The 20,981-nt window shown below is 74.7% G+C and carries 18 protein-coding genes; 10 read left to right on the top strand and 8 right to left on the bottom strand.

The annotated features are described in order from the left end of the window. Positions 1–57: 57 nt before the first annotated feature. The 5 genes from AB0O09_RS15630 (at position 58) to AB0O09_RS15610 (ending at position 4,791) form a co-directional block, all read left to right on the top strand. Positions 58–1,143, top strand: a complete 1,086-nt coding sequence (locus tag AB0O09_RS15630; protein WP_363542222.1) for a PP2C family protein-serine/threonine phosphatase — start codon at positions 58–60, stop codon at positions 1,141–1,143. A gap of 61 nt (positions 1,144–1,204) precedes the next feature. Next, entirely contained in the window at positions 1,205–1,843 is a 639-nt protein-coding gene (locus tag AB0O09_RS15625; RefSeq protein ID WP_344624760.1) for a PAS domain-containing protein, read from the top strand. Further along, positions 1,840–2,973: a pyridoxal phosphate-dependent aminotransferase gene (locus tag AB0O09_RS15620; protein WP_363542220.1), complete on the top strand. Its 1,134-nt coding sequence runs from the start codon at positions 1,840–1,842 to the stop codon at positions 2,971–2,973. Before AB0O09_RS15625 ends, AB0O09_RS15620 begins: the two co-directional genes overlap by 4 nt. Next, a complete protein-coding gene (locus AB0O09_RS15615; RefSeq protein WP_363542218.1) occupies positions 2,970–3,443 on the top strand; it encodes a hydrolase in 474 nt (157 codons plus the stop codon). Before AB0O09_RS15620 ends, AB0O09_RS15615 begins: the two co-directional genes overlap by 4 nt. A 64-nt stretch (positions 3,444–3,507) precedes the next feature. Further along, positions 3,508–4,791, top strand: coding sequence for an aminotransferase class I/II-fold pyridoxal phosphate-dependent enzyme (locus tag AB0O09_RS15610; RefSeq protein ID WP_363542217.1), 1,284 nt, complete (start codon positions 3,508–3,510; stop codon positions 4,789–4,791). Positions 4,792–4,880: 89 nt separating this feature from the next. Here AB0O09_RS15610 and AB0O09_RS15605 read toward each other — a convergent pair whose 3' ends face one another. Together AB0O09_RS15605 and AB0O09_RS15600 are read right to left on the bottom strand one after the other, a co-directional pair. Then, complete coding sequence (locus tag AB0O09_RS15605; RefSeq protein WP_363542215.1) at positions 4,881–6,245, bottom strand: chloride channel protein; 1,365 nt, start codon at positions 6,243–6,245, stop codon at positions 4,881–4,883. 103 nt (positions 6,246–6,348) lie between these two features. After that, positions 6,349–7,785 (bottom strand): DUF2252 domain-containing protein, encoded by a 1,437-nt coding sequence (locus AB0O09_RS15600; protein WP_363542213.1) that lies wholly within the window; start codon positions 7,783–7,785, stop codon positions 6,349–6,351. Positions 7,786–7,993: 208 nt separating this feature from the next. On the opposite strand from AB0O09_RS15600, the gene AB0O09_RS15595 reads away from it, so the two are divergent. After that, on the top strand, positions 7,994–9,466 hold the full coding sequence (locus tag AB0O09_RS15595) for a hypothetical protein (RefSeq protein ID WP_363542211.1): 1,473 nt from the start codon (positions 7,994–7,996) through the stop codon (positions 9,464–9,466). 47 nt (positions 9,467–9,513) lie between these two features. On the opposite strand, the gene AB0O09_RS15590 is transcribed toward AB0O09_RS15595, so the two are convergent. Both AB0O09_RS15590 and AB0O09_RS15585 read right to left on the bottom strand, forming a co-directional pair. Then, positions 9,514–10,467 carry a DUF389 domain-containing protein gene (locus AB0O09_RS15590; protein WP_363542210.1) on the bottom strand — a complete coding sequence of 318 codons (954 nt, stop codon included), beginning with the start codon at positions 10,465–10,467 and terminating at the stop codon, positions 9,514–9,516. A 100-nt stretch (positions 10,468–10,567) separates the two neighbouring features. Continuing rightward, positions 10,568–10,939 (bottom strand): hypothetical protein, encoded by a 372-nt coding sequence (locus tag AB0O09_RS15585; RefSeq protein WP_363542208.1) that lies wholly within the window; start codon positions 10,937–10,939, stop codon positions 10,568–10,570. Positions 10,940–11,222: 283 nt separating this feature from the next. On the opposite strand from AB0O09_RS15585, the gene AB0O09_RS15580 reads away from it, so the two are divergent. Continuing rightward, on the top strand, positions 11,223–14,105 hold the full coding sequence (locus AB0O09_RS15580) for an ABC transporter substrate-binding protein (RefSeq protein WP_363542206.1): 2,883 nt from the start codon (positions 11,223–11,225) through the stop codon (positions 14,103–14,105). A gap of 22 nt (positions 14,106–14,127) precedes the next feature. On the opposite strand, the gene AB0O09_RS15575 is transcribed toward AB0O09_RS15580, so the two are convergent. The 4 genes from AB0O09_RS15575 to AB0O09_RS15560 form a co-directional block, all read right to left on the bottom strand. Next, the gene (locus AB0O09_RS15575; protein ID WP_363542204.1) at positions 14,128–14,454 is read right to left on the bottom strand and encodes a hypothetical protein; all 327 of its coding nucleotides are present in this window, start codon (positions 14,452–14,454) and stop codon (positions 14,128–14,130) included. A gap of 67 nt (positions 14,455–14,521) precedes the next feature. Further along, positions 14,522–16,036 carry a CYTH and CHAD domain-containing protein gene (locus tag AB0O09_RS15570; RefSeq protein WP_363542202.1) on the bottom strand — a complete coding sequence of 505 codons (1,515 nt, stop codon included), beginning with the start codon at positions 16,034–16,036 and terminating at the stop codon, positions 14,522–14,524. Positions 16,037–16,116: 80 nt separating this feature from the next. Then, complete coding sequence (locus AB0O09_RS15565; protein ID WP_363542200.1) at positions 16,117–16,668, bottom strand: YceI family protein; 552 nt, start codon at positions 16,666–16,668, stop codon at positions 16,117–16,119. A gap of 182 nt (positions 16,669–16,850) precedes the next feature. After that, positions 16,851–18,326, bottom strand: coding sequence for an MFS transporter (locus AB0O09_RS15560; RefSeq protein WP_363542198.1), 1,476 nt, complete (start codon positions 18,324–18,326; stop codon positions 16,851–16,853). A 188-nt stretch (positions 18,327–18,514) separates the two neighbouring features. On the opposite strand from AB0O09_RS15560, the gene AB0O09_RS15555 reads away from it, so the two are divergent. The 3 genes from AB0O09_RS15555 to AB0O09_RS15545 all read left to right on the top strand — a co-directional run bounded on the left by AB0O09_RS15555 (position 18,515) and on the right by AB0O09_RS15545 (position 20,926). After that, on the top strand, positions 18,515–19,225 hold the full coding sequence (locus AB0O09_RS15555; RefSeq protein ID WP_363542196.1) for a TetR/AcrR family transcriptional regulator C-terminal domain-containing protein: 711 nt from the start codon (positions 18,515–18,517) through the stop codon (positions 19,223–19,225). A 125-nt stretch (positions 19,226–19,350) separates the two neighbouring features. After that, positions 19,351–20,298, top strand: coding sequence for an MBL fold metallo-hydrolase (locus AB0O09_RS15550; protein ID WP_363542194.1), 948 nt, complete (start codon positions 19,351–19,353; stop codon positions 20,296–20,298). Positions 20,299–20,368: 70 nt separating this feature from the next. Then, on the top strand, positions 20,369–20,926 hold the full coding sequence (locus tag AB0O09_RS15545; RefSeq protein ID WP_363542193.1) for a TetR/AcrR family transcriptional regulator: 558 nt from the start codon (positions 20,369–20,371) through the stop codon (positions 20,924–20,926). Positions 20,927–20,981: the final 55 nt, after the last annotated feature.

Below are 20,981 nucleotides of genomic sequence, written 5' to 3'. Positions count from 1 at the left end.
GTCGGCGGATATCGTCGAAAGCCCCTCAGACCCTCCGACCGGGAGTCGTGCTTGCCGGTGGCGACGTTGTCCACGCAGTGGCCCCGCTACGTCCGGCTCGTGCCGTGGGTGCTGGTGGTCGGCGGTCTGGTCTGGGACTCGCTGGCGACGGCCGACTACTGGGGCGACCCGATGATGGCGGCCGCCTCCGTGCTGGCGGGCGCGCTGCTGCCGCTGCGGGACACGGTGGCGGTCGGTGCGGCGAGCGCCGTCGGGGTGCTGGTGCTGACCTCCCGGGACGGCACGCTCGGCACCACGGCCGGCTGGCTGGAGCTGGCCAACACGGTGTTCGCGGCGCTGATCGGCGTCTGGGTCAACCGGGTGATCGCCCTGCACGGCCGCCGGCTGGCGGTGGTGCGGTCGGTGGCGGAGGCGGCGCAGCGGGCGGTGCTGCCCGCGCCGCCCGCCCGGGTGGGTCCGCTGGCGGTGGCGGCCTGCTACCGGGCGGCGCAGACGGAGGCGCTGATCGGCGGGGACGCCTATGCCGTCCAGGAGACCCCGTTCGGGGTGCGGCTGCTGATCGCGGACGTCCGGGGCAAGGGGCTGCGTGCGGTGGCCGCGGTGTCGGTCCTGCTGGGGGCCTTCCGGGAGAACGCCGACCGGGCGCCGGACCTGCGGGCGCTGGCCGACGCCCTGGAGCACTCGCTGGCCCGGGAGAGCACGGGGAGCGACGAGGAGGTCCGGACGGAGGGCTTCGTCACCGCGCTGCTGGGCGAGGTCGACGGGGTGGACGGCGACCTGCGGCTGTTGAACTGCGGCCACCCCGGGCCGTACCGGCTGCCCGCGGACGGCGGGGCCGTCGACCTGCTGGCGGCGCGCGACCCCGGGCTGCCGCTCGGCATGGGCGGCCTGGGGGTGCCGCGGTCCGCGCCGGACGCCTGGCCGTTCGCGCCGGGCGACACCCTGCTGCTGGTCACCGACGGGGTGACGGAGGCCCGGGACGGCGCGGGGGAGTTCTACGACCCGGCGGTGCGGCTGGCGCCGCTCGGTCCGTTCGACCGGCCGCAGGGGCTGATCGACGCGTTGGTGCTGGACGTCCGGCGGTGGACGGGCGGCCCGCGGGACGACGACATGGCGGTCCTCGCGGTCGCCCGCAGGACCTGAGTCCGTCCGTCCCGGCATTGCGTCTGGAATTTCCGTCCAGATCGGACGTATAGTCCAGAACATGGAGACGCGCGAAACCGACCCGCGGGTCCGGCTCTGGGGCCCGGTCTGCCAGGCCGTGGCCCTGCTGCTCGGCCCCTACGCCGAGGTCGTGCTGCACGACGCCGAGCGGGACCGGGTGCTCGCCATCTGGAACCCGCACGCCGGCCGGGCCCCCGGAGACCCCTCGCTGCTCGGCGAACTGGACCGGCTGGAGCCCGCCGCCCAGGACGTCTTCGGCCCCTACGAGAAGCTGCTCGCCGACGGCCGGCGGCTCTCCTCGGTGAGCGCGGTGCTCCGCGCCGAGGACGGCCGCCCGTCCGCGGTGCTCTGCGTCAACCTCGACCGCACCCCGCTCGACCAGGCCGCCGCCGTGCTCAGCCGGTTCGCCGCCCCGACCGTGGAACGGCCCGAGGCGCTGTTCGAACAGGACTGGACGGAACGCATCCAGGAGATCGTCGGCACCCACGTCCGCGAACGCGGCCGCGCGGTCGAACGCTTCGGCCGCGCCGAGCGCATGGAGGTGCTCGCCGACCTCGACCGGGCCGGCGTGTTCTCCGTCCGCCGCGCCGTCCCCGTCGTCGCCACCGCCCTCAAGGCCTCGCGCTCCACCGTCTACGCGCTGCTCGCCGACCTCAAGGACCCCCGGAGCCCCCGATGACCCGCCTGCCCGACTTCCGCCTGGAGACCTACTTCTCCCGCTGGGAGTTCACCGCCCGCCACCACCTCACCGCCTCCGACGCGCAGACCATGACGATGGCCGAACTCCTCGGCCTCGCCGACGCCGACGACCGCCGGGCGTGGGAGGAGCTCGCCCTCGGCTACACCGAGACCTTCGGCGACCCCGGACTGCGCGAGGCGATCGCCGGGATGTACGAGACCGTCGGCGCCGACGACGTGGTCTGCTTCGCCGGCGCCGAGGAGGGCCTGTACATCGCCATGCAGGCGCTGCTCGACCGCGGCGACCACGCCGTGGTCCTCACCCCCAACTACCAGTCCGCCGAGACCGTCCCGCTCGCCCTCTGTGAGGTCACCGGGGTCGCCCTGGACGAGAAGCAGGACTGGGCGCTCGACCTCGACGCCGTCACCGCCGCGCTGCGCCCCACCACCAAGGTGGTGTCGGTGAACTTCCCGCACAACCCCACCGGCAAGGTGATCGACCGGGCGGAGTTCACCGCGCTCGCCGCGCTCTGCGAGGAGCGCGGGATCCACCTGTTCAGCGACGAGGTCTACCGTGGCCTGGAGCGCGACCCGGCCCGGATCCTGCCGCAGGCCGCAGACCTCGCGCCGAGCGCCCTCTCGCTCAACGTCACCTCCAAGTCGCTCGGCCTGCCCGGCCTGCGGATCGGCTGGATCGCCTGCCGCGACCGCGCGGTGCGCAGCCGCCTGGAGCGGGCCAAGCACTACACCACCATCTGCAACGCCGCCCCCAGCGAGGTCCTGGCCCGCATCGCGATCAAGGCCCGCGCCACGATCCTGGAGCGCAACCGCGGCATCATCGCGGCCAACCTGCCGCTCTTCGACGCCTTCTTCGCCGAGCACGCCGACCTCTTCGAGTGGCAAGCCCCCGACGGCGGCTGCGTCGCCTACCCGCGCTACCTCGGCGCGGACGGCGTCGAGGCGTTCTGCACCCGGCTGGTCGAGGAGGCCGGCGTGCTGCTGCTGCCGTCCGGCATCTACCGCTCCGAGCTCACCGACACCCCCGCCGACCGCTTCCGGATCGGCGTCGGCCGCAGCAACCCGGAGCCGGCCCTGCAGGCCTTCGCCGACTGGCTGCGGGCCCGCCGGTGACCACCGCCGACTTCGTCGGGCAGCTGCCCGCGGGCTTCTGGCAGGTGCCGTACGCCGGGGCGCGCTTCCCCGGCTCGCGCGCGGTCGCCGAGCGCCCCGGCCTCGAACACGGCGCCAACTGCCAGCTGTTCGCCCGGGCCGTGCTCGCACGGTCCGGGCTGCTGGTGCCCGCGCTGCGCTCCAGCGAGCTGTGGGAGGACACCGCGAGCACCGTCCGGGTGGCCGAGCCGAACGCGCTCGACCTGCTCTTCTTCGGCCGGGACGAGGAGCCCTGGGGCGCGCACGTCGGCGTGCACGCCGGCGGGGACACCGTGCTCCACCTGTGCGCCGAGGTCGGCCGTCCCGCGCTGTGGAGCCTCGCCGACTTCGCCGCCCGCGAGCGCTACCGCGTCCTGCTGGGCGCCAAGCGGGTCACCGCATGGCTGCCCGGACCCGCGGCGGCCGGCCGGGCGGCCCCCGCGGATTGGTAGATTGTCGGCGCAGCAGTGCCCCGGCAACGCCGGTAGAACCGCACCCACACCGGAGGGAAACCTCGTGTCACAGCCGTCCACCACCACGTCGGCCGGTCCGGAGCAGGGGGCGGAACTCGCCGCCGCCCGGGCCGCCTACGAGCAGCTCCGCACCCGCGGCCTCAGCCTCGACCTCACCCGCGGCAAGCCCTCGCCGGAGCAGCTCGACCTCTCGGACGCGCTGCTGACGATCCTGAAGCCGGGCGACGTGCGCGCCGCGGACGGCACCGACTGCCGCAACTACGGCGGCCTGCAGGGCCTGGCCGAGCTCCGCGCGGTCTTCGCCGGGCTGCTCGACGTCCCCGCCGACCAGCTGTTCGCCTGCGGCAACGCCAGCCTCACGGTGATGCACGACGTGGTCGCGCACGCCATGCTCGCCGTCCTGCCGGGCGCCAAGCAGCGCTGGGCGGACGAGGACGAGGTCCGCTTCCTGTGCCCGGTGCCCGGCTACGACCGGCACTTCACGATCTGCGACCGCTTCGGCATCACCATGGTGCCCGTCCCGCTGACCGGCGAGGGCCCGGACATGGACGTGGTCGAGGAGCTCGTCGCGGCCGACCCGCGGATCAAGGGCATGTGGTGCGTGCCCAAGTACAGCAACCCCAGCGGCGAGAGCTACAGCGACGAGACCGTCCGCCGGCTGGCCGCCATGCCGACCGCCGCGCCCGACTTCCGGCTGTTCTGGGACAACGCCTACGCGGTGCACCACCTGACGGACGACCGCACCCCGCTGCTGCCGGTGCTGGCCGCCTGCGAGGAGGCCGGCCACCCGGACCGGGCGTTCGTCTTCGCCTCCACCTCCAAGATCACCGCGGCCGGTGCGGGCGTGGCCTTCCTCGGTTCCTCGCCCGCCAACATGGCCTGGTACGCCCGGCTCGCCGCCGCCCAGACCATCGGCCCGGACAAGGTGAACCAGCTGCGGCACGCCCGCTTCTTCACCGACGCCGCCGCGGTGGAGACCCACATGGAGCGCCACCGGGAGCTGCTGGAGCCCCGCTTCGCCGCCGTGTACGAGGTGCTGGAGCGCGAGCTCGGCCCGCTCGGCATCGCCTCCTGGACGCGGCCGCTCGGCGGCTACTTCGTCAGCCTGGAGGTCCCGGAGGGCTGCGCCTCCGAGGTCGTCCGTCTCGCCAAGGAGGCCGGCATCGCGCTGACCCCGGCGGGTGCGGCCTTCCCCGGCGGCAACGACCCGCGCGACAGCCAGATCCGGCTGGCCCCGTCCTTCCCGTCGGTGGACGAGGTGCGCTCCGCGATGGAGGGCGTCGCCGTCTGCGTCCGCCTCGCCGCCGCGGAGCGCGCCGCGGCCTGACGCCCCGCAGGTTCCCCGTACCCCGCCCGCCCGGCGCGGTACGGGGAACCGGCGTTCGTCGGGGGCGTGTTCGGGGGAGTCCGGCGCGCTCAGGCCGCGGCCGGCCCGGGTGGCGGAGCCGTCGGTGGTGCCTGCGGGGCCGGCCGCCGGGCCAGCCGCAGCGTCCCCACGTAGGAGACCACCACCGCGACGATCACCAGCGGCATCACGGTCAGGCTCTCCGTGCCGAGCAGCAGGGTGGCCAGCAGCACCGAGGTCATCGGCAGTTTCAGCATCGCCACGCTCATCGCCCCGACGCCCATCGCGAACGCGGTGGTGGTGTCCACCCCGGGCAGGTGCGCCAGGGCCATGCCGCCGGCCCCGCCGAGGAACACCGCGGGGAAGACCGGACCGCCGCGGAAGGCACTGAGCGACAGCCCGTACGCGAGCGCCTTGCAGACCACCAGCAGCACCAGGACGCCCGCCGTGTAGGAGGAGTTGTCGGCGAGCAGCGGTCCGATGGTGTTCTCGCCGGAGTAGAGCACGTCGGAGATCGGCTTGTCGCTGATCGTCGCGTACACCAGGGCGACCACACCGACCAGCACGCCCATCAGCACGGTGAGCGGCAGCCGCCGCCGCTCCACCACCGGCTGCAGCCGCAGCGCGGAGCGGCGGATCCCCTCGCCGAGCAGCGCCGCGACCGCACCCACCAGCAGCGCCCAGCCGAACTCGGAGAGCGTGGGCCGGTCGGCCTGCGGCACCTGGTGCAGCGTCAGCGAGTAGGTGCCGAGGCCGGTCCAGTGGCCGAGGCCGGTGAAGATCAGTGAGCCGATGCCCGAGGCGAGCAGCCCGGGCACCAGCACCACGCCGAGCATGGGCCCGGCCAGTCCGGAGGCCTCCATCAGCAGGAAGGCGCCGACCAGCGGCGAGCCGAGCAGTTCGCTGATCGCCGCGAAGCTGCCGGCGGCGCCGAGCACGCCCACCGCGGTGTCCGGGGCGTCGCGTTTCAGCAGTTTGATCGCGCCGACGGCGACGCCGCCGCCGAGCGCGATCAGCGGGGCCTCCGGGCCGAGCACCACGCCGAGGGAGAGCGAGGCGATCGCGGCGAGCGCCACTCCGGGCACCGCCGTGACCGACGGGGTGTCCCCGGTCTTCAGCCCCTCGGCCGGTTTGTGGCCGCCGCCGCCCGGCAGGTAGCGGATCGCCAGGGCGACCAGTACGCCCGCCACGGCGAGCGGCGGGATCGCCCACCAGTCGGGGGTGCCGTCGAAGCCGAGCCCCTTCGGCAGGTCGGTGAAGACCAGCGACTGCAGTTCGGAGACGAGGGCGAGGAAGCCGAACGCGCCGGCCGAGACCGGCACGCCGAGCAGCGCCGCCAGCACCAGGACGGTCACGTAACCCCGGGTGCGGACGATCGCGATCGGGTCCTGCGGCGCCGGGGTCTGCTGCTCGGTCGGTCCGGCCGGCATGGGCATCGTCTCCTCGGCGTCGGGGCCCGGCCGGAGTGCCGGGCACCCGGGCCTGTGTGTCAGGTGATACCACGCGGGGTCCGGCCGTCCGGGCCCGCCGCGCCCGTGGTCAGCGGGGCTCGGCCACCGGGTCGGCGGCCGGCAGCCGGCCGTCCTGGACGGCGTCGACCAGCGCCCGGTGGTCCCGCTCGTTCTGGTCGGCGTACGCCTCCGCGAACTCCGCCAGCGCGCGGTCGAAGACGTCCTTGCCGCCGAGGTAGGCGGCGATCGCGATGCGGTCCCCGGAGCGGGCGTGGGCGCGGGCCAGGGTGAAGCCGCAGAGCGCGCCGAAGGCCTGCATCCCGGCGGGTCGCATGTCCTCGGCGACCGCGATGCCCTTCCAGTCGCGCAGTTGGCGGACGTAGAAGTCGCGGCGCTTGCCGTCGATGCCGTCCACCCGCTCCCAGCCGAGGAAGATGTCGCTGGCCGCCTGCATCAGCCGCTGACCGGACACCACCCGCTCGCCCTGGTTGCGGTACTGGCTGGCACCGACGTGCGGCGCGAGCACCGAGATGTCCGCCTCCTTGGCCTGCATGAACAGCGGGTCCTGGCCGTCCCGGCCGAGCAGCAGGAAGATCCAGCAGCGGGTGCCGACACTGCCCACGCCGACCACCTTGCGGGCCACGTCGACCAGTCGGAAGTTCTCCAGCAGGTAGCGGCGGTCGGAGGGGAGGGTCTTGCCGTAGCGCTCGACCAGGCTGCGGAAGAGCGTCATCAGCGCGTCGCGCTCGACGTTCGGCAGCAGTTCGGAGATCGGCATCAGCAGCGGCGGGTCCGCGGCGATCCGGCGCCGGCCGTCGACGACCTCGGTGAGCTTCTCGAAGGCCTGCAGGCTGTCCCGGGTCCGGGCCTTGGCCATCGCCTGGGCCAGCCCGCGCTGACCGCGCTTCGGCGCCCGCTCGGCGGCCAGCTCCTGCAGCATGTCGGAGTCCATCCGGGCGTACCAGACGTCCAGGTTCCGCATCCCGGCGAACCGGGCCATCGCCTCGCGGTACTGGCGGACGGTGGCCCGCACGATCTCCGACCGCTCCTTGTCGTCGAAGCCGTTCGCCCGGCCCGCGATGACCAGGCTCGCCGACAGCCGCTTGACGTCCCACTCCCAGGGGCCGGGCAGGGTCTCGTCGAAGTCGTTGATGTCGAACAGCAGCTGACGCTCCGGAGAGGCCAGCAGACGGAAGTTCAGCATGTGGGCGTCGCCGCAGAGCTGGGCGCGGATGCCGGAGTCCGGGCTGCCGGCCAGGTCGGAGGCCATGATGGCGGCCGCGCCGCGGTAGAAGCGGAACGGCGACTCGCTCATCCGGCTGTAGCGGATCGGCACCAGCTCCGGCACCCGTTTGGCGGACTGGGCCTCCAGGATGCCCAGCGGGTCCGGCCGCTTCTTCTTCGGCCGGTACTCGGCGTGACTCGAACGCGGTGCCCGCCGCCGGGCCGCCCGCCCGCGGGCCGCGCGCTCCTCGGGGGTGGCCTGCGCCACCGGACGGGTCTCCGGGTTCTGGTCCTTCGCCATGGGGTCCTCCTGCCTGACCGGGTGCGGCCGTGCACCGCTCCGCTCGGGGCGGCTCGCACGGACCCTCCGATCATCGCCGCCACCGCGCCGTCCGGCCTGCCGTGGGCGCGCCGGAACCACCCGTACGCCCATTCCCGGTGGTGGCCGCGCCGGGCCGCGCTTCTCCTGGTAGGGCGAACGGCCGCAGGCCCAAACCCGAGGAGAGCAGATGGCGTCGAGCGAACCGGAGCCCGGCTCCGGCGAATCCGCGTCCGGCGGCTCCGGCCACGGCAAGCCGCCGGAGCCCGTCCCGCCGGGCGGGCCGCCGCCCGCCCAGGGCCCGGGGCCCTCCTCGGAGCGGCCCACCGTGGCCGCCGGCGGCGGCCCGGACGAGGTGGCCGCGCTGAAGGCGCGCCTCGCCGCGCTGGAGGCGGCCGCCCCGCCGCACAAGCGGGAGCACCACCGCTGGCGGACCTCGGGCGCCGTGGTGCTGATCGTGATCGCCTCGCTGCTCTCCATGCTGTCGGTGATGGCGGTCTGGACGGCCAACTTCGTCGGTGACACCGACCGCTACGTGCAGACCGTCGCCCCGCTGGCCACCGAGCCGGACGTCCAGGACGCGATCACCAACCGGGTCACCAACGTCGTGCTCGACCAGATCGACGTCGACGCCCTGGTCAAGCAGCTCTCGGACACCGCCGCCCAGCAGGGCGTGCCGGAGAACCTGTCCAACCTGATCGGCAACCTCAGCGGCCCGATCAAGAGCGGCCTCACCGACCTGATCAGCTCCACCGTCCACAAGGTCGTCACCAGCGACCAGTTCGCCACCATCTGGGTCGACGCCAACCGCCTGATCCACAGCACGCTCGACAAGGCGCTCACCGGCAAGGGCGGCGGCACCGTCAAACTCGAGAACAACCAGGTCTCCATCGACCTCGCGCCCGTCATCGCGAAGGTGAAGACCCAACTGGTCGACTCCGGACTCTCCGTCGCCTCGAAGATCCCGGACGTCCACACCAACTTCGTGATCTTCTCCTCCAAGGACGTCGGCAAGATCAGGACGTACTTCCGGCTGCTGGAGATCATGGGCAACTGGCTGCCGATCCTCACGGTGATCGTGGCCGCCGGCGGTGTCTTCCTCGCCGTCAACCGCCGCCGGGCGCTGATCGGCGCGGCGATCGGCATCGCGATCGCCATGCTGCTGATCGGCGTCGCGCTGACGATCTTCAGGGCGTACTACCTCGACCACCTGCCACCGGGCGCCAGCCAGGCGGCCGCCGGGACGGTCTACGACACCCTGATCCGGTTCATGCGCGCGAGCATCCGGGCCATCGGCGCCGTCGCCGTGGTCACCGCGGTCGGAGCCTTCCTGATCGGGCCGTCGAAGCCCGCCGTCGCGGTGCGCACCGCCTGCCGCCGGATCATCGGCTCGCTGCGCGACGCGCTGTACTCGCTCGGCATGAAGCTCGGCCCGGTCGGCCCGTTCGTGCACCGCTGGAAGCGCTGGATCGGCGTGGTCATCCTGCTGGTCGGCGCGCTGATCCTGGCGACCTGGAGCTACCCGACCTGGGCCGTCGTCCTGTGGATCACCTTCTTCGTGGCGCTGGGCTTCGCGATCCGGGAGTTCCTCGACACCGGTCCCGAGGGCGACCGGGCCGCCCCGCCAGCCCGGACGGGCGGACCGCCGCCCGCCACCGCCTGACCGTCCCGCAGGGGGCGGGGCCCCGGCCCCGCCTCCCTCCGGCGGACTCAGTCCGCGGCCGGTGGCCCGCGCCGCCGGCCGATCCGGCGCCAGACGGCGCGCTGGGTGCGGAGCGTGCCCGTGCCGACCAGTACCAGCACCCCGGCGTTCAGCAGCAGCTGCAGGAACGAGCCCCAGGACTTCTCCCAGTCCTCGAACGCCGCGGACACGGCGACGTCCGCGGCCGCCGGAATGGTCGTCACCGAGATGAACACCCCGAGCAGCGCGCTCGTCCGGGCCTCGGTGAGCGAGACGATCCCGACCACGCCGGCCAGGCAGGCCACCACGACCGAGAAGAAGTCCGGCGTGCCGATCAGGTTGGACACCGGCCGCAGCCCTGCGTCGTACGCCCGCGACTCCAGGCCGAACCCCCGGATCACCAGCGCGAACAGGAAGGTGATCACGATGGCCGCCGGGAACCCGCAGGCCAGCGCCGTCAGCCCGCGCCGGACGGCCCGCCGGTCACCGAGGTCCAGGCCCAGCGCCACCCCCACGATCGCCCCGTACTCCGGGCCGACGACCATCGCGCCGACGATCAGGATCTGCGAGTTGGTGACGATCCCGACCGCGCCGAGCAGCGCCGCGACCACCAGGTACAGGTAGAAGCTCGGCGCGTAGCTGCCCTGGGCGCGGATCCGCGCCTCGACCTCGGCCCAGACCGGCGCGTGCACGCGCCGCCCGAGGCTGCGCCGCCCGGCCTCCGCGGCCGGGCCGAAGAAGGCGAGGTCCACCGGTTCGACGACCACCGACCCGCGGGTGTCCAGGCCCAGTCCGCGCAGGCCGTTCAGCACCTCGTTGGCGCCGCCCGCCAGCACGTCGCAGGCCAGCGCGTCGCCGTCCGGGTGCCGGGCCGCACCCGGCTGCACCACCAGGTTGAGCACGCACGGGTCGGCCGCCAGCATCGCGACCGCCCGCCCGGTGAGGTCCGGCGGACTCACCGCCCGGACGTGGATCGTCGCCACCCGCTCCTCCTCCCGTCGTGGTCCGCCTGCCGGGTCCTCGCACAACACCACCGCCGTCGCACCACCTGCCCGCCGCGACGCGCCGGGCCCGGCCGGGGGATCACGCGGGCGGGCTCAGCAGCACCGCCCTGTCCCCGGGGTCCCGGGACGGGGTGCGGCCCTCGGTGACGGGCAGCAGCCGGCCGTCCGGCTTCACCAGGAAGAGCAGCCGGTGGCCCGCCGGCAGCCCGCCGTCCGCCGGCGAGGTGGTGACCCGCGCCCCCTCGCCGTACTGCCGGGCCAGCTCGGGCCGGGTCAGACCCGGGCCGAACAGCGCCTCGCCGCCGGTGTACGGCGCCACCACGCCCCGGCTGCCCGCCGCAGGCGCCAGCCGGTACACCGCGCCCTCCAGCGTCTCGTGCAGGGTCGTCGACGCCAGGGCGTTGAAGTCGTCCTCCTCGGTGAGCAGCAGCACCCCGGTGATGCCCTCCAATTCGGCGCCCGCGCCAGCCTTCCCGCGCGGCGCGCCGGGCGCAGGGCGCGGCTCGCGGCACTGCTCCGTCGGGGTGAGCGCCGTCCCTCCGACGGAGCAGCCGGCCGTCCCGGTCGTCCGCCGCCCGCGGGCTGCGCGATCCCGTGTGCGCCGTCGCACCCCGGGTCTACACTCGCGGTCTGACGCCAGGTCAGGCCGGGGCGCGGCGTGCGCCCCGCGGGGGGCGGCTACGGGGGTGCAGGTGGCTCAGGGCTCGGCGCGCGAGAGCGCGCGGATCGGTGGTGTGCGCACGACCGCCAAGTACGAAGTCGACGCGCTGGTGAAGGACCTCATCGGCCAGTTCAGCGGCGCCCGGCTGCCGATGCCGGTCGTCGTGCTGTACGCCGAGGACGACGACCCGGAGCTGGACCGCGAGGTCCGCGGCGTGGTGCACGCCGTCCAGGAGGCGCAGGAGGCCGGCGGACTGCCGTACCGCGTGGTCGCCGGCGCGGACGGCGACGACCCGCACCGCAACGCCGTCGCCATCGTCGACTCGCTGGCCAAGGGCCCCTGGGCCCGCCGCGGCCCCGCCTGGTACCGCAGCTACCCCGCGCCCCGCTCCCGGCTGGTCGCCGCGATCGAGTCGGCCGCCCGGCACGCCCTCGCCGCCCCCGACGCCGCCGGCCGGCCGCTCGACGACCACGTCGAGACCGTCCTCGGCCGGCTCCGCGACCTGCACTGGCGGCCCGAACCGCGCCCGGCCGGCGGCGAACTGCAGCGGCTGCTGTCGCCCGTGCTCAACTCCACCAGCCTGATCGGCGCCTTCGTCCTCGCCGGGCTCACCAGCCTGCTCACCCAGGCCACCTGGCAGGTCGTCGTCCTCGTGCTGCTCGCCGCCCTGCTGGTGCTCGGCGTCACCGGCTGGGTCCGCCGCAACACCGCGCCGCTCTCCTGGCTCGGCCGGGCCAGCCGCTGGTTCGCCACCACCACCTTCCTCGCCGCGTCCGGCCGGCAGGCCGCCGCCTGGTCGCTCTGGCGGCCCCGGATGTCCTGGGACGTCACCCGGGCCCGCGCCCGCGAGGTCGCCGGCGAGATCCTCAAGGCCCAGCTGCCCGGCACCCCCGAGGACGAGAAGGACCGCGCCCAGCAGTTCCACCTGCAGCTGCGCACCCTCGCCCTGCTGGAGGACCTCCGCTGGGCGCACCGCTCCTGGGCGCCGGACCTGCGCGGCCGCAAGCGCCGCGTCCCGCCGGTCGTCTTCGTGCCCCGCGCGGACGCCCGCAACGGCGCGCTGCGGGTGCTCGGCGCGATCTCCGACGTCCGCAGCCGCCGCAGCGAGCAGGACCCGCTGCTCGTCCTCGCCGCCGTCGCCCACGCCGACGTCGCCGCCTGGCTGGAGGACGCCGGCACCGCCCCCGTCACCGTGCACGCCGTCGGCTCGCGCCGCCGCGGCCCGTACGAGAACTGGGTCAGCGACCTGCGGGTCCGCCAGGCCCCCAGCCGCGGCCGGGCGCTGGCCTGGACGCTGCCCGTCCGGCTCACCCGGCACCAGCTGGGGGCCGGCGAGACCACCCGGCTCGCCCCGGTGCCGGTCGGCCGCTCCTGGTGGTTCCTGTGGTCCCGCTGGACGGTGCTCGCCGTCCTCGTCCTCGCCGCCTGCGGCGGCCTGCTGCGGGTGCAGCAGCTCGGCGACCGCTACTGCGGGCCCCGGCTGCTCGGCTCCAACCCGGACGCCCTCTGGCGGGTGGACCCGGGCGGCACCCGCGAGTGCGTCGGCGTCGCCACCGGCGGCGTCTCCTTCGCCGGCGACGGCGGCGGCGTCCGCCTCAGCGGCACCCTGCCCGGCGAGGACACCGACCGCACCGGCGCCGCCGTCGGCCTGGAGACCCTGGAGGCGGCGATCCGGCGCGAGAACGCCCGGGTCGACGCCCTGCCCGACGTCCACTACGTCACCGTCGTCTACGCGGGCTCGCTCACCACCGTCGCGGGCCAGCAGTCCCGCGCCCTCAACAGCCTCAAGGAGCTCACCGGCGTCCACCTCGCGCAGATGCGCAACAACGCCGGCCCCGGCGACCCGCTGAAGATCAAGGTGCTGGTCGCCAACGGCGGCCAGGACATGTACTTCCAGACCGACATGGTGCAGCGGATCGTCGACCTCGCCCGCCGGGACCGCTCGATCGTCGGCGTGGTCGGCCTCGGCCGCGACACCGCCGACAGCGACAGCGCGCTCACCCTCCTCCAGCAGGCCGGCCTCGCCGTCGTCAGCACCACCAACTCCGGCAGCTACCTCGCCAAGGGCCACGTCAACTACTTCGGCCTCGCCGCCACCGACCAGGAGGAGGCCGCCGCACTGCGGCTGATCGTCGACGGCCTCGCCGTGCCGCCCGCAGACCGCTGGGCCGCCGTCCTCACCCGCACCGCCGGCCGCGACGACCGGTACAGCCCCGAACAGGCCCAGTACGGCTCCGCGATGCTCAAGGAGGCCGGCTTCCAGCTCATCGGCGGCCACCCCCTCGAGTACGGGCTCACCAGCAACGGGGACCCCGACTTCGAGGCGGCGCTCAGCACCAGCTGCCACTCCGAGCACCCGCCCGCCGTGCTCTACCTGGCCGGCCGTGCCGACGACGTCAACCAGCTGATGCGGCGCCTCGCCGCCGACGCCGGCTGCAGCCGGCCGCTCACCGTCCTCACCGGCGACGACCTGACGAAGGCCCAGTTCCGCACCGGCGCCACCTCGATGGCACCGCAGGCCACCCTCTACTACACCGCGCTCTCCGACCCCTCCGTCACCGCCCGCGACTCCGACCTCGCCGCGGTCGCCGCCGCCGAACTGCGACTCGCCCCCGCCGGCGGCAACCCCTACGAGGACGACGTCTTCTCCGACGGCGCGCTCGCGCTCGCCTACGACGCCACCGCCGCGCTCCAGGCCGGCGCCGCCAAGGCCGGGGCCTCCCAGCACGGCGGCGTCGGATCGGTGATGGCGGGCCTGCGGGCGGTGGAGATGAAGAGCCGGGCCACCGGCACCGTGGACTTCCGCGACACCCGGCCGCTCGCCACCGGCCCGCAGCCCGGCCACGGGCTGCACGTCATCCGGGTGCGGCGCGGGCCGCAGGGCACGCCGGTCACCGAACGGATCTGCGGGCGGGCGGCGGGCGACACCCGGCCGCTGACCGGCTGCACGCCGTGAGACCGGCCCGCCCGCCCCGGGGTCAGACCGGGTGGCCGGCCGACCGGAGGCCCTCGCGGACGGCGAGGGCCGCGGCGACGGCACCCGCGTGGGCCTCGGGGCGGGCGTCCGTGGCGGCGGCGATCCGCGCGGCCCGGCGTTCGGCGGCCTCGGCGACCTGCCGGGCCTCCTCGTCGGTCAGCCGGGCACCGTCGAGGCAGGCGGCCCGGCGCTCGCGCACCGCCTCGGCCTCCCGCAGCGCCCGGGCCAGCGCCACCTCGGCCTCCGTCACCCGGTCGGTGAAGTAGTTCGTCACGGCATCGCGGACGGTCGGGGCGTACGGCTCCGTCGGCTGCTCTCGGTCGGCCATGGCAGCACGCTAACCGCGGGGGCCGCGGGCGGCACGCAGCACCGCGGGGCACGGACGGGTACGCATGTCAGCCCTTCACCTTCTTCCGCGCCTTCTTCCGGGCCTTCGCGGCCTCGGCCACCTGCTGCTCCTCGTGGGCCCGCTGCACCGCGTGGAGCAGGCCGTAGCCGAAGGTGTCCTCGCCGTGGCGCCGGGCCTCGGCCGCGGCGTCCACGATCGCCGGCTCGGCGACCACGCCGTCCTGGTGGGCGCCGAGCGGCTGCTGGATCCGCTTCATCCGCTTGCGCAGCTTCCCGGCGGGCCGGCCGGCGGCCGGGGCGGCGCACTCCGCCGCGTACCGGGCCCGTTTGGCCGCCTTGCGGGCGCGGTGCAGCGCCTCGTCGCGTTCGCGGCCGGGCGGCAGGTCGAGCGCGGTGCTGAGGCGGCGGACGGCCCGCCGGCGCTGCCGCTCCAGGACCTTCCGGGCCTCGGACGTGCCGCGCCGGGCCCGCTTGCGCAGCGGCGGCCGGGCGGCGAGCTCGTCGAGGGCGTTCAGCAGGGCGAAGTACCGGCCGCCGTCCATGGCCTGCAGCGCCGTCCGGTGCGCGCGGCGGTAGCGGCGGGCGTACCGGGCCGAGATCCGGGCGGACACCTCGGCGGGCCGGCCGGCCGCGGGCAGTCCGGAGGCCTGTTCGGCGAGGCGCTCGCCGAGCACCTCGGCGTCCCTGGCCCTGCCGAGCACCTTGCCGAACCGGCGGAGCTCCTGCTCCAGCGGGTCGGTGACGGAGCGGTCCAGCAGCTTGCGGTGCGCGGCCAGCGCGCTGCGGATGCGACGGACGGCGACCCGCAGCCGGTGCACCGAGTCCGGCCGGTCGACGCGGACGGCCGGGTCGAGGGCGTGCACGGCGGCGACCTGCTCGCGCAGGTACCCGGTGAGGGCCGCGGCGACGGACCCCTCCGGCGGGTCGGCCCGGTCGGCCGGTGATTCGAGGCGCTCGCCGAGCACCCGGCCGAGCTTGGAACTCGCCGCGGATCTGCGCAGCCCCCGCGCCCGCAGCCGCTCCTCGACCTCGTCCAGCAGCTCGGGGTCGCCGTCGGCCAGCTCGACCTCGGTCTCCGTCCACACCGTCGGTCCCGCACCGGGGGCGGTGTCCACCGTGGGCGCCTTGGCCGACACCCGGTCGCGGGCCAGCTCGGCGAGGGTGCGGCGTTCGGCGTCGACCAGCAGGGTGATCGTCCGCTCGGTCTTCAGCCGGGCGACCGGGGCGAGCCGCTCGCCGCGGGCCGCGCCCCGGACCAGCCGGACGAGCTCCTTGGGCGGCCGCCGCTTGTGCCCGGTGGCCAGCGGCAGCCGGGTCTCCACGCGCATGCCGTTCGACCCCGGCGTCTTCAGGTGCCAGCCGGCGTCGTGGCCGCCGCTGCGCCGGCGCAGCGTGATCCCGTTGCGCAGCAGGCGCAGGTCGGGGGTGTCGAAGTAGACGGCGTTCAGCTTCTCCGTCCCGCCGGGGACGACCCCGGACACCTGCGACAGCCCGTCGGCGGTGAGCGGGCGGTCGAGGGCGCCGTCGTACTTGCGCTCGTTCTCCTCGTGCACGGTGGTCATACGGATCGTCTCTCCGCTGCGGGCCCGGCCCAAGCGGCCGGGCGGCCGGTGTTTTCTGGCTGCGGGCCGGGCGGCGCGGTTCAGTTCTGCTTGATGGCCGAGACGTCGAACTCCAGGACGACCCGGTCGGAGACCAGGACGCCGCCGCCCTCCAGCGCGGCGTTCCAGTTCACGCCGAAGTCCTTGCGGTTGACGGTGACCGTGCCCTCCAGGCCGACCCGGAGGTTGCCGTACGGGTCGACGGCGTTGCCGGTGTACTCGAAGTCGAGGGTGACCGTCCGGGTGGTGGCCTTGATGGTGAGGTCGCCGGTGACCTGGTAGCGGTTGGTGCCGACCTGCTCGACGGCGGTCGAGACGAAGGTGATCTCGGGGTGGTTCGGCGCGTCGAGGAAGTCGTTGGTGCGCAGGTGCTGGTCGCGCTGCTTGTTGCCGGTGTCGATGCTGTCGGCCCGGACGGTGACGCGGCCGTGGGAGCCGGCCGGGTCGTCGCCGTCCAGGTGGAGGGTGCCCTCGAACTCGTCGAAGGAGCCGCGGACCTTCGTCACCATGGCGTGGCGGGCCACGAAGCCGATGCGGCTGTGGGCGGGATCGAGCACGTACTCCCCGGTGAGCCGGGGCAGCGCGGTGGTCATGGCGGCGCTCCTCCTAGGACGGGCCCGGCGGCGGACGGCCGTGCGGGCGTTCCTCTGCGGCGGCGCTTCTGCCCGGTTCGCGGCGCGCCACACACCGCCGTCCCGTGCGGCCTGCCGGACACGCGGAACGGCTGCGGCCGCCCGCCCCGCGCGGGCGGCCGCAGCCGTTCGGAGGGAGCGGATCAGGCGTGCACCGGGGCGGCCGGCTCGCCGGCCTCGGCGCTGCCGTCCCGAGCGTCCTCGCCGCCCTCGCCGCCCTGCGGCCGGGCGTGCTTCGGCAGCAGGAAGATCGCCGCGAAGACGACGGCCATCATGGCCAGCTCGACCCCGAGGGTGACCTGCTCGGCGTGCACGAAGTCGCCGCTCTTCACCTGCTCGAAGAAGACGGTGCCGAGGATGGCGGTGCCCAGCGCCGCGCCGAACTGCTGCACCGAGGTGAGCGTGCCGGAGGCGGAGCCGGTCTCGTGCGGTTCCACCGAGGCGAGCACCGTGTCGAAGAACGGCGCCATCACGAAGCCCATGCCGAGGCCGGTGACCGTGAGGGCCGGGGCGAGCTGCCACGGGGTGACCCCGGCGCCGGCCAGGTGCAGGGTGAGCATGATGCCGGCGACGCCGAGCGCCATCACGACCAGGCCGCCGTGCATCACCTTGCGGCCGAAGCGCTGCAGGGCCTGCGAGGCGATGAACGCGACCACCATGCCGAGCGAGGACGGGATGCCCGCGAGGCCGGCCTTGAGCGGCGAGTAGTGCAGGCCGATCTGGGTGTACAGGCTGAAGGTCAGCCAGAAGCCGGTCATCGCGGAGAAGAACAGCAGGCCGAGGACCATGCCGCCGCTGAAGCCGCGCTTGGCGAACAGGCTGGGCTCGACCAGCGGGTCCCCGCCGCTGCGGCTGCGCCGGCCCTCGTACCAACCGAAGAAGCCGAAGACGGCGACGGAGGCGGCGATCAGGGCGAAGGCCCAGAGCGGCCAGTCGTGCTCGCGGCCCTGCACCAGCGGGAAGATCATCAGGGCCGAGCCGGCCGCGGCGAGCAGGGCGCCGAGCAGGTCGAGGCGGACGGCGCGGGCGCTCTTCCACTCGGGCAGGAAGCCCAAGCCGCCGGCGATCGCGAACAGGCCGAGCGGGATGTTGATCAGGAAGATCATGCGCCAGCCGGTGCCGAACAGGTCGGCGTCGACCAGCCAGCCGGCGAGGATCGGGCCGCCGACCGTGGACAGGCCCATGACCGGGCCGAACATGCCGAACGCGGAGGCCTGCTCCTTCTCGGAGAACATCTCCTTGAGCATGCCGAGGCCCTGCGGCAGCATCACCGCGCCCAGCAGGCCCTGGAAGACCCGGGCGGCGATCAGCTGGTCGGGCCCCTGGGCGAGGCCGCAGCCGATCGAGCCGAGGGTGAAGCCGACGGCGCCGATCAGGAACATCCGGCGGCGGCCGAAGATGTCGCCGAGGCGCCCGCCGGTGATCAGGCCGATGGCCATCGCCAGCGTGTAGGCGGCGCCCATCCACTGGATGGTGCTCTCGCCGCCGCCGATGTCGGCGCGGATGGAGGGTGCGGCGATGTTGGTGACCAGCGAGTCGAGGAGGTCCATGACCTCGGCCGCGAGGATCACGAACAGCGCGGCCCACCGCCATCGGTACGGGGTGGGGGTGTCGGTCATGGCGTCTCCAGACGAAGAACAACGTTTCTATCGAACGAACACCGTTCTACGGAGTCGATCGGCGTTCTGTCAAACAATATTCGCGGCTTCGAACGCTGTTCGCTCTCGGTTACGATGTTCGTCAACGTCCGTCGATCACGGACGTCCGTCCGTGCGTGCGGACCGGACGTTCCCCCGAGGTGGAAGAGGTGCGCGTGACCTCGGAGATGCCCCCGATCCCGTGGCACAAGGCGCGCAGGGCCGACACCCGTCAGCCGCTCACGCCCGAGGCCGTCGTCGAGGCCGGCATCCACGTCCTCGACCGCGAAGGGCTCGAGGGCCTGACGATGCGCCGGGTCGCCCAGGAGCTCGGCACCGGCCCCGCCTCGCTCTACGCCCACGTGTCCGGCAAGGACGAGCTGCTGGAGCTGATGCTGGAGCGCATCTCCGGCGAGATCCGGCTGCCCGGACGGCCCGAGCCGGAGCGCTGGAAGGAGCAGATCAAGGAGGTCTGCCGGGAGGCGCAGCGGGTCTACACCGCGCACCGCGACATCACCGTGGTCTCGCTCGGCGGCATCCAGCTCGGCCCCAACAAGCTGAAGGTCGCCGAGTTCGTCGTCGGCCTGCTGCTCTCCGCCGGCATCCCCCGGCAGGTCGCCGCCTACGCGCTGGACGGCCTCGGCCAACTGATCGACTCGGACGCCTACGAGGCCTCGCTCTACACCGCGAAGATCGCCGCCGGGGTGGACGTCGACGCCTACTTCGACGGGGTCCGCGACTACCTCGCCCGGCTCCCGGAGGAGCGCTTCCCGCTGCTCAAGGAGATGGCGGAGACGATGGTCCACGGTGACGGCGACGAGCGCTTCGAGTTCAAGGTCGAGGTCTTCCTGCGCGGCCTGGAGTCGTACATCGAGCGGTAGCGGCGCCCCGGCCGGGGGCAGTGCCCGCCGTGCGCGTAGGCTTAACGCAAAGATTGAGCTTTAGTGCCGCTCGGGGGTCCGCCGCGCCCGCGGGCCCGGCGCCGACCGCACCCGGAAGGACGGCCATGTCGTTACTGCACCCCGCCACCACCGAACCGGCTCCGGCGCCCGCCTGGACGGTGGGCGACCTCGTCGTCCACCGCGTCGACGAGGTCGAACTGCCGCCGGGGACGGGCCCCTGGCTGCTGCCCGGCGCCACGTCCGAGGTGGTCGCCGCCGCCCCCTGGCTGCAGCCCGACTTCGCCGACGCCGACCGCGTCCTGCGGCTCGCCAGCCACACCTTCGCGGTGGCCGCGGGCGGCCTGCGGATCCTGGTCGACACCGGCATCGGCAACGGCAAGGACCGCGCCAACCCCGCCTGGCACCGGCTCGACACCGACTACCTCGACCGCCTGGAACGGGCCGGCTTCCCGCCCGGATCGGTCGACCTCGTCGTCCTCACCCACCTGCACACCGACCACGTCGGCTGGAACACCCGCCGGGACGGGGACGCCTGGGTCCCCACCTTCCCCCACGCCCGGTACCTCACCAGCCGCGCCGAGTGGGACCACTGGGCGGTCGCCGAGCTGGAGGAGCCCCGTCGGCAGATGTTCCGCGACTCCGTCCACCCGGTCGCCGAGCACGGCCTCCTCGACCTGCTCGACGTGCCCGCCGACGGCCTGGAGATCGCGCCCGGGGTGGCGCTCGTCCCGATGCCCGGCCACACCCCCGGCCAGGTCGCCGTCCGGCTGACGAGCGGCGACGCCACCGCCCTGATCACCGGCGACTGCATCCACCACCCCGTCCAGCTCGCCGAGCCCGACATCCACAGCCACGTCGACATCGACCCGGCACTGGCCGGGGCGACCCGCCGCAAGCTCCTCGCCGAACTCGCCGACACCGACACCCTGCTGCTCGGCAGCCACTTCCCGCCGCCGACCGCGGGCCTGGTGCGCCGTGACGGCGCGGCCTACCGCCTCCTGGCCGTCCCCGGCACGACGGGCCGCCCGGCGGACGGCGGGACCGCACCGTGAGGCTCCGGGACCGCGCCGTGAGGCTCCGGGGTCACGCCGTGAGGCCGCGGCGCCGCGGCGGACCGGCCGGATGAGCGGTCGGCCGGTGCCGCGCCCCGGCGGCCGGAGCGCCCGGGTGCAGGAGGCCGTCCGGACCGCGCTGCGGGAACTGGAGGCCGAGGTCGGCCGGTCGGCGCTCACCGTCCCGCTCGTCGCGGCCCGGGCCGGCGTCACCCCGTCGACGGTCTACCGCCGCTGGGGAGACCTGCAGACCCTGCTCTCCGACGCCGCGGTCGAGCGGCTCCGCCCGGACGCACCGCCCGAGGACCACGGCTCGCTGGCGGCGGACCTGCGCGCCTGGGCCGAGCAGTTCCTGGAGGAGACGGCCGCGCCCGCGGGCCGCTCGTACCTCCGCGACGCGCTGCTCGGGGACCCGGAGGGCGGCAACGCCGGCCGCTGCTCCGAGTACGCCGCGGAGCAGATCCGGACGCTGCTGGACCGGGCGGCCGGCCGCGGCGAGGCGGCACCGGACGCCGAGACGGTCCTCGACCGGGTGGTGGCGCCGCTGGTCTACCGGGTCCTGTTCCGGCCGGACGGTCTGGACACCGCTTACGCGCACCGGCTCGTCCGGGACGCGCTGGAGGACTGACGTGCCCGGCCCCGGTCGTGGACCGGGGGCCGGGCGGGCCGGGCGGGTGCTTCGG

Source organism: Kitasatospora sp. NPDC093679 (genome assembly GCF_040683455.1).
GTDB classification, from domain to species: domain Bacteria; phylum Actinomycetota; class Actinomycetes; order Streptomycetales; family Streptomycetaceae; genus Kitasatospora; species Kitasatospora arboriphila.
The sequence above is the reverse complement of the archived record's forward strand: the minus strand, read 5'-3'. Positions and strand labels throughout refer to the sequence as shown.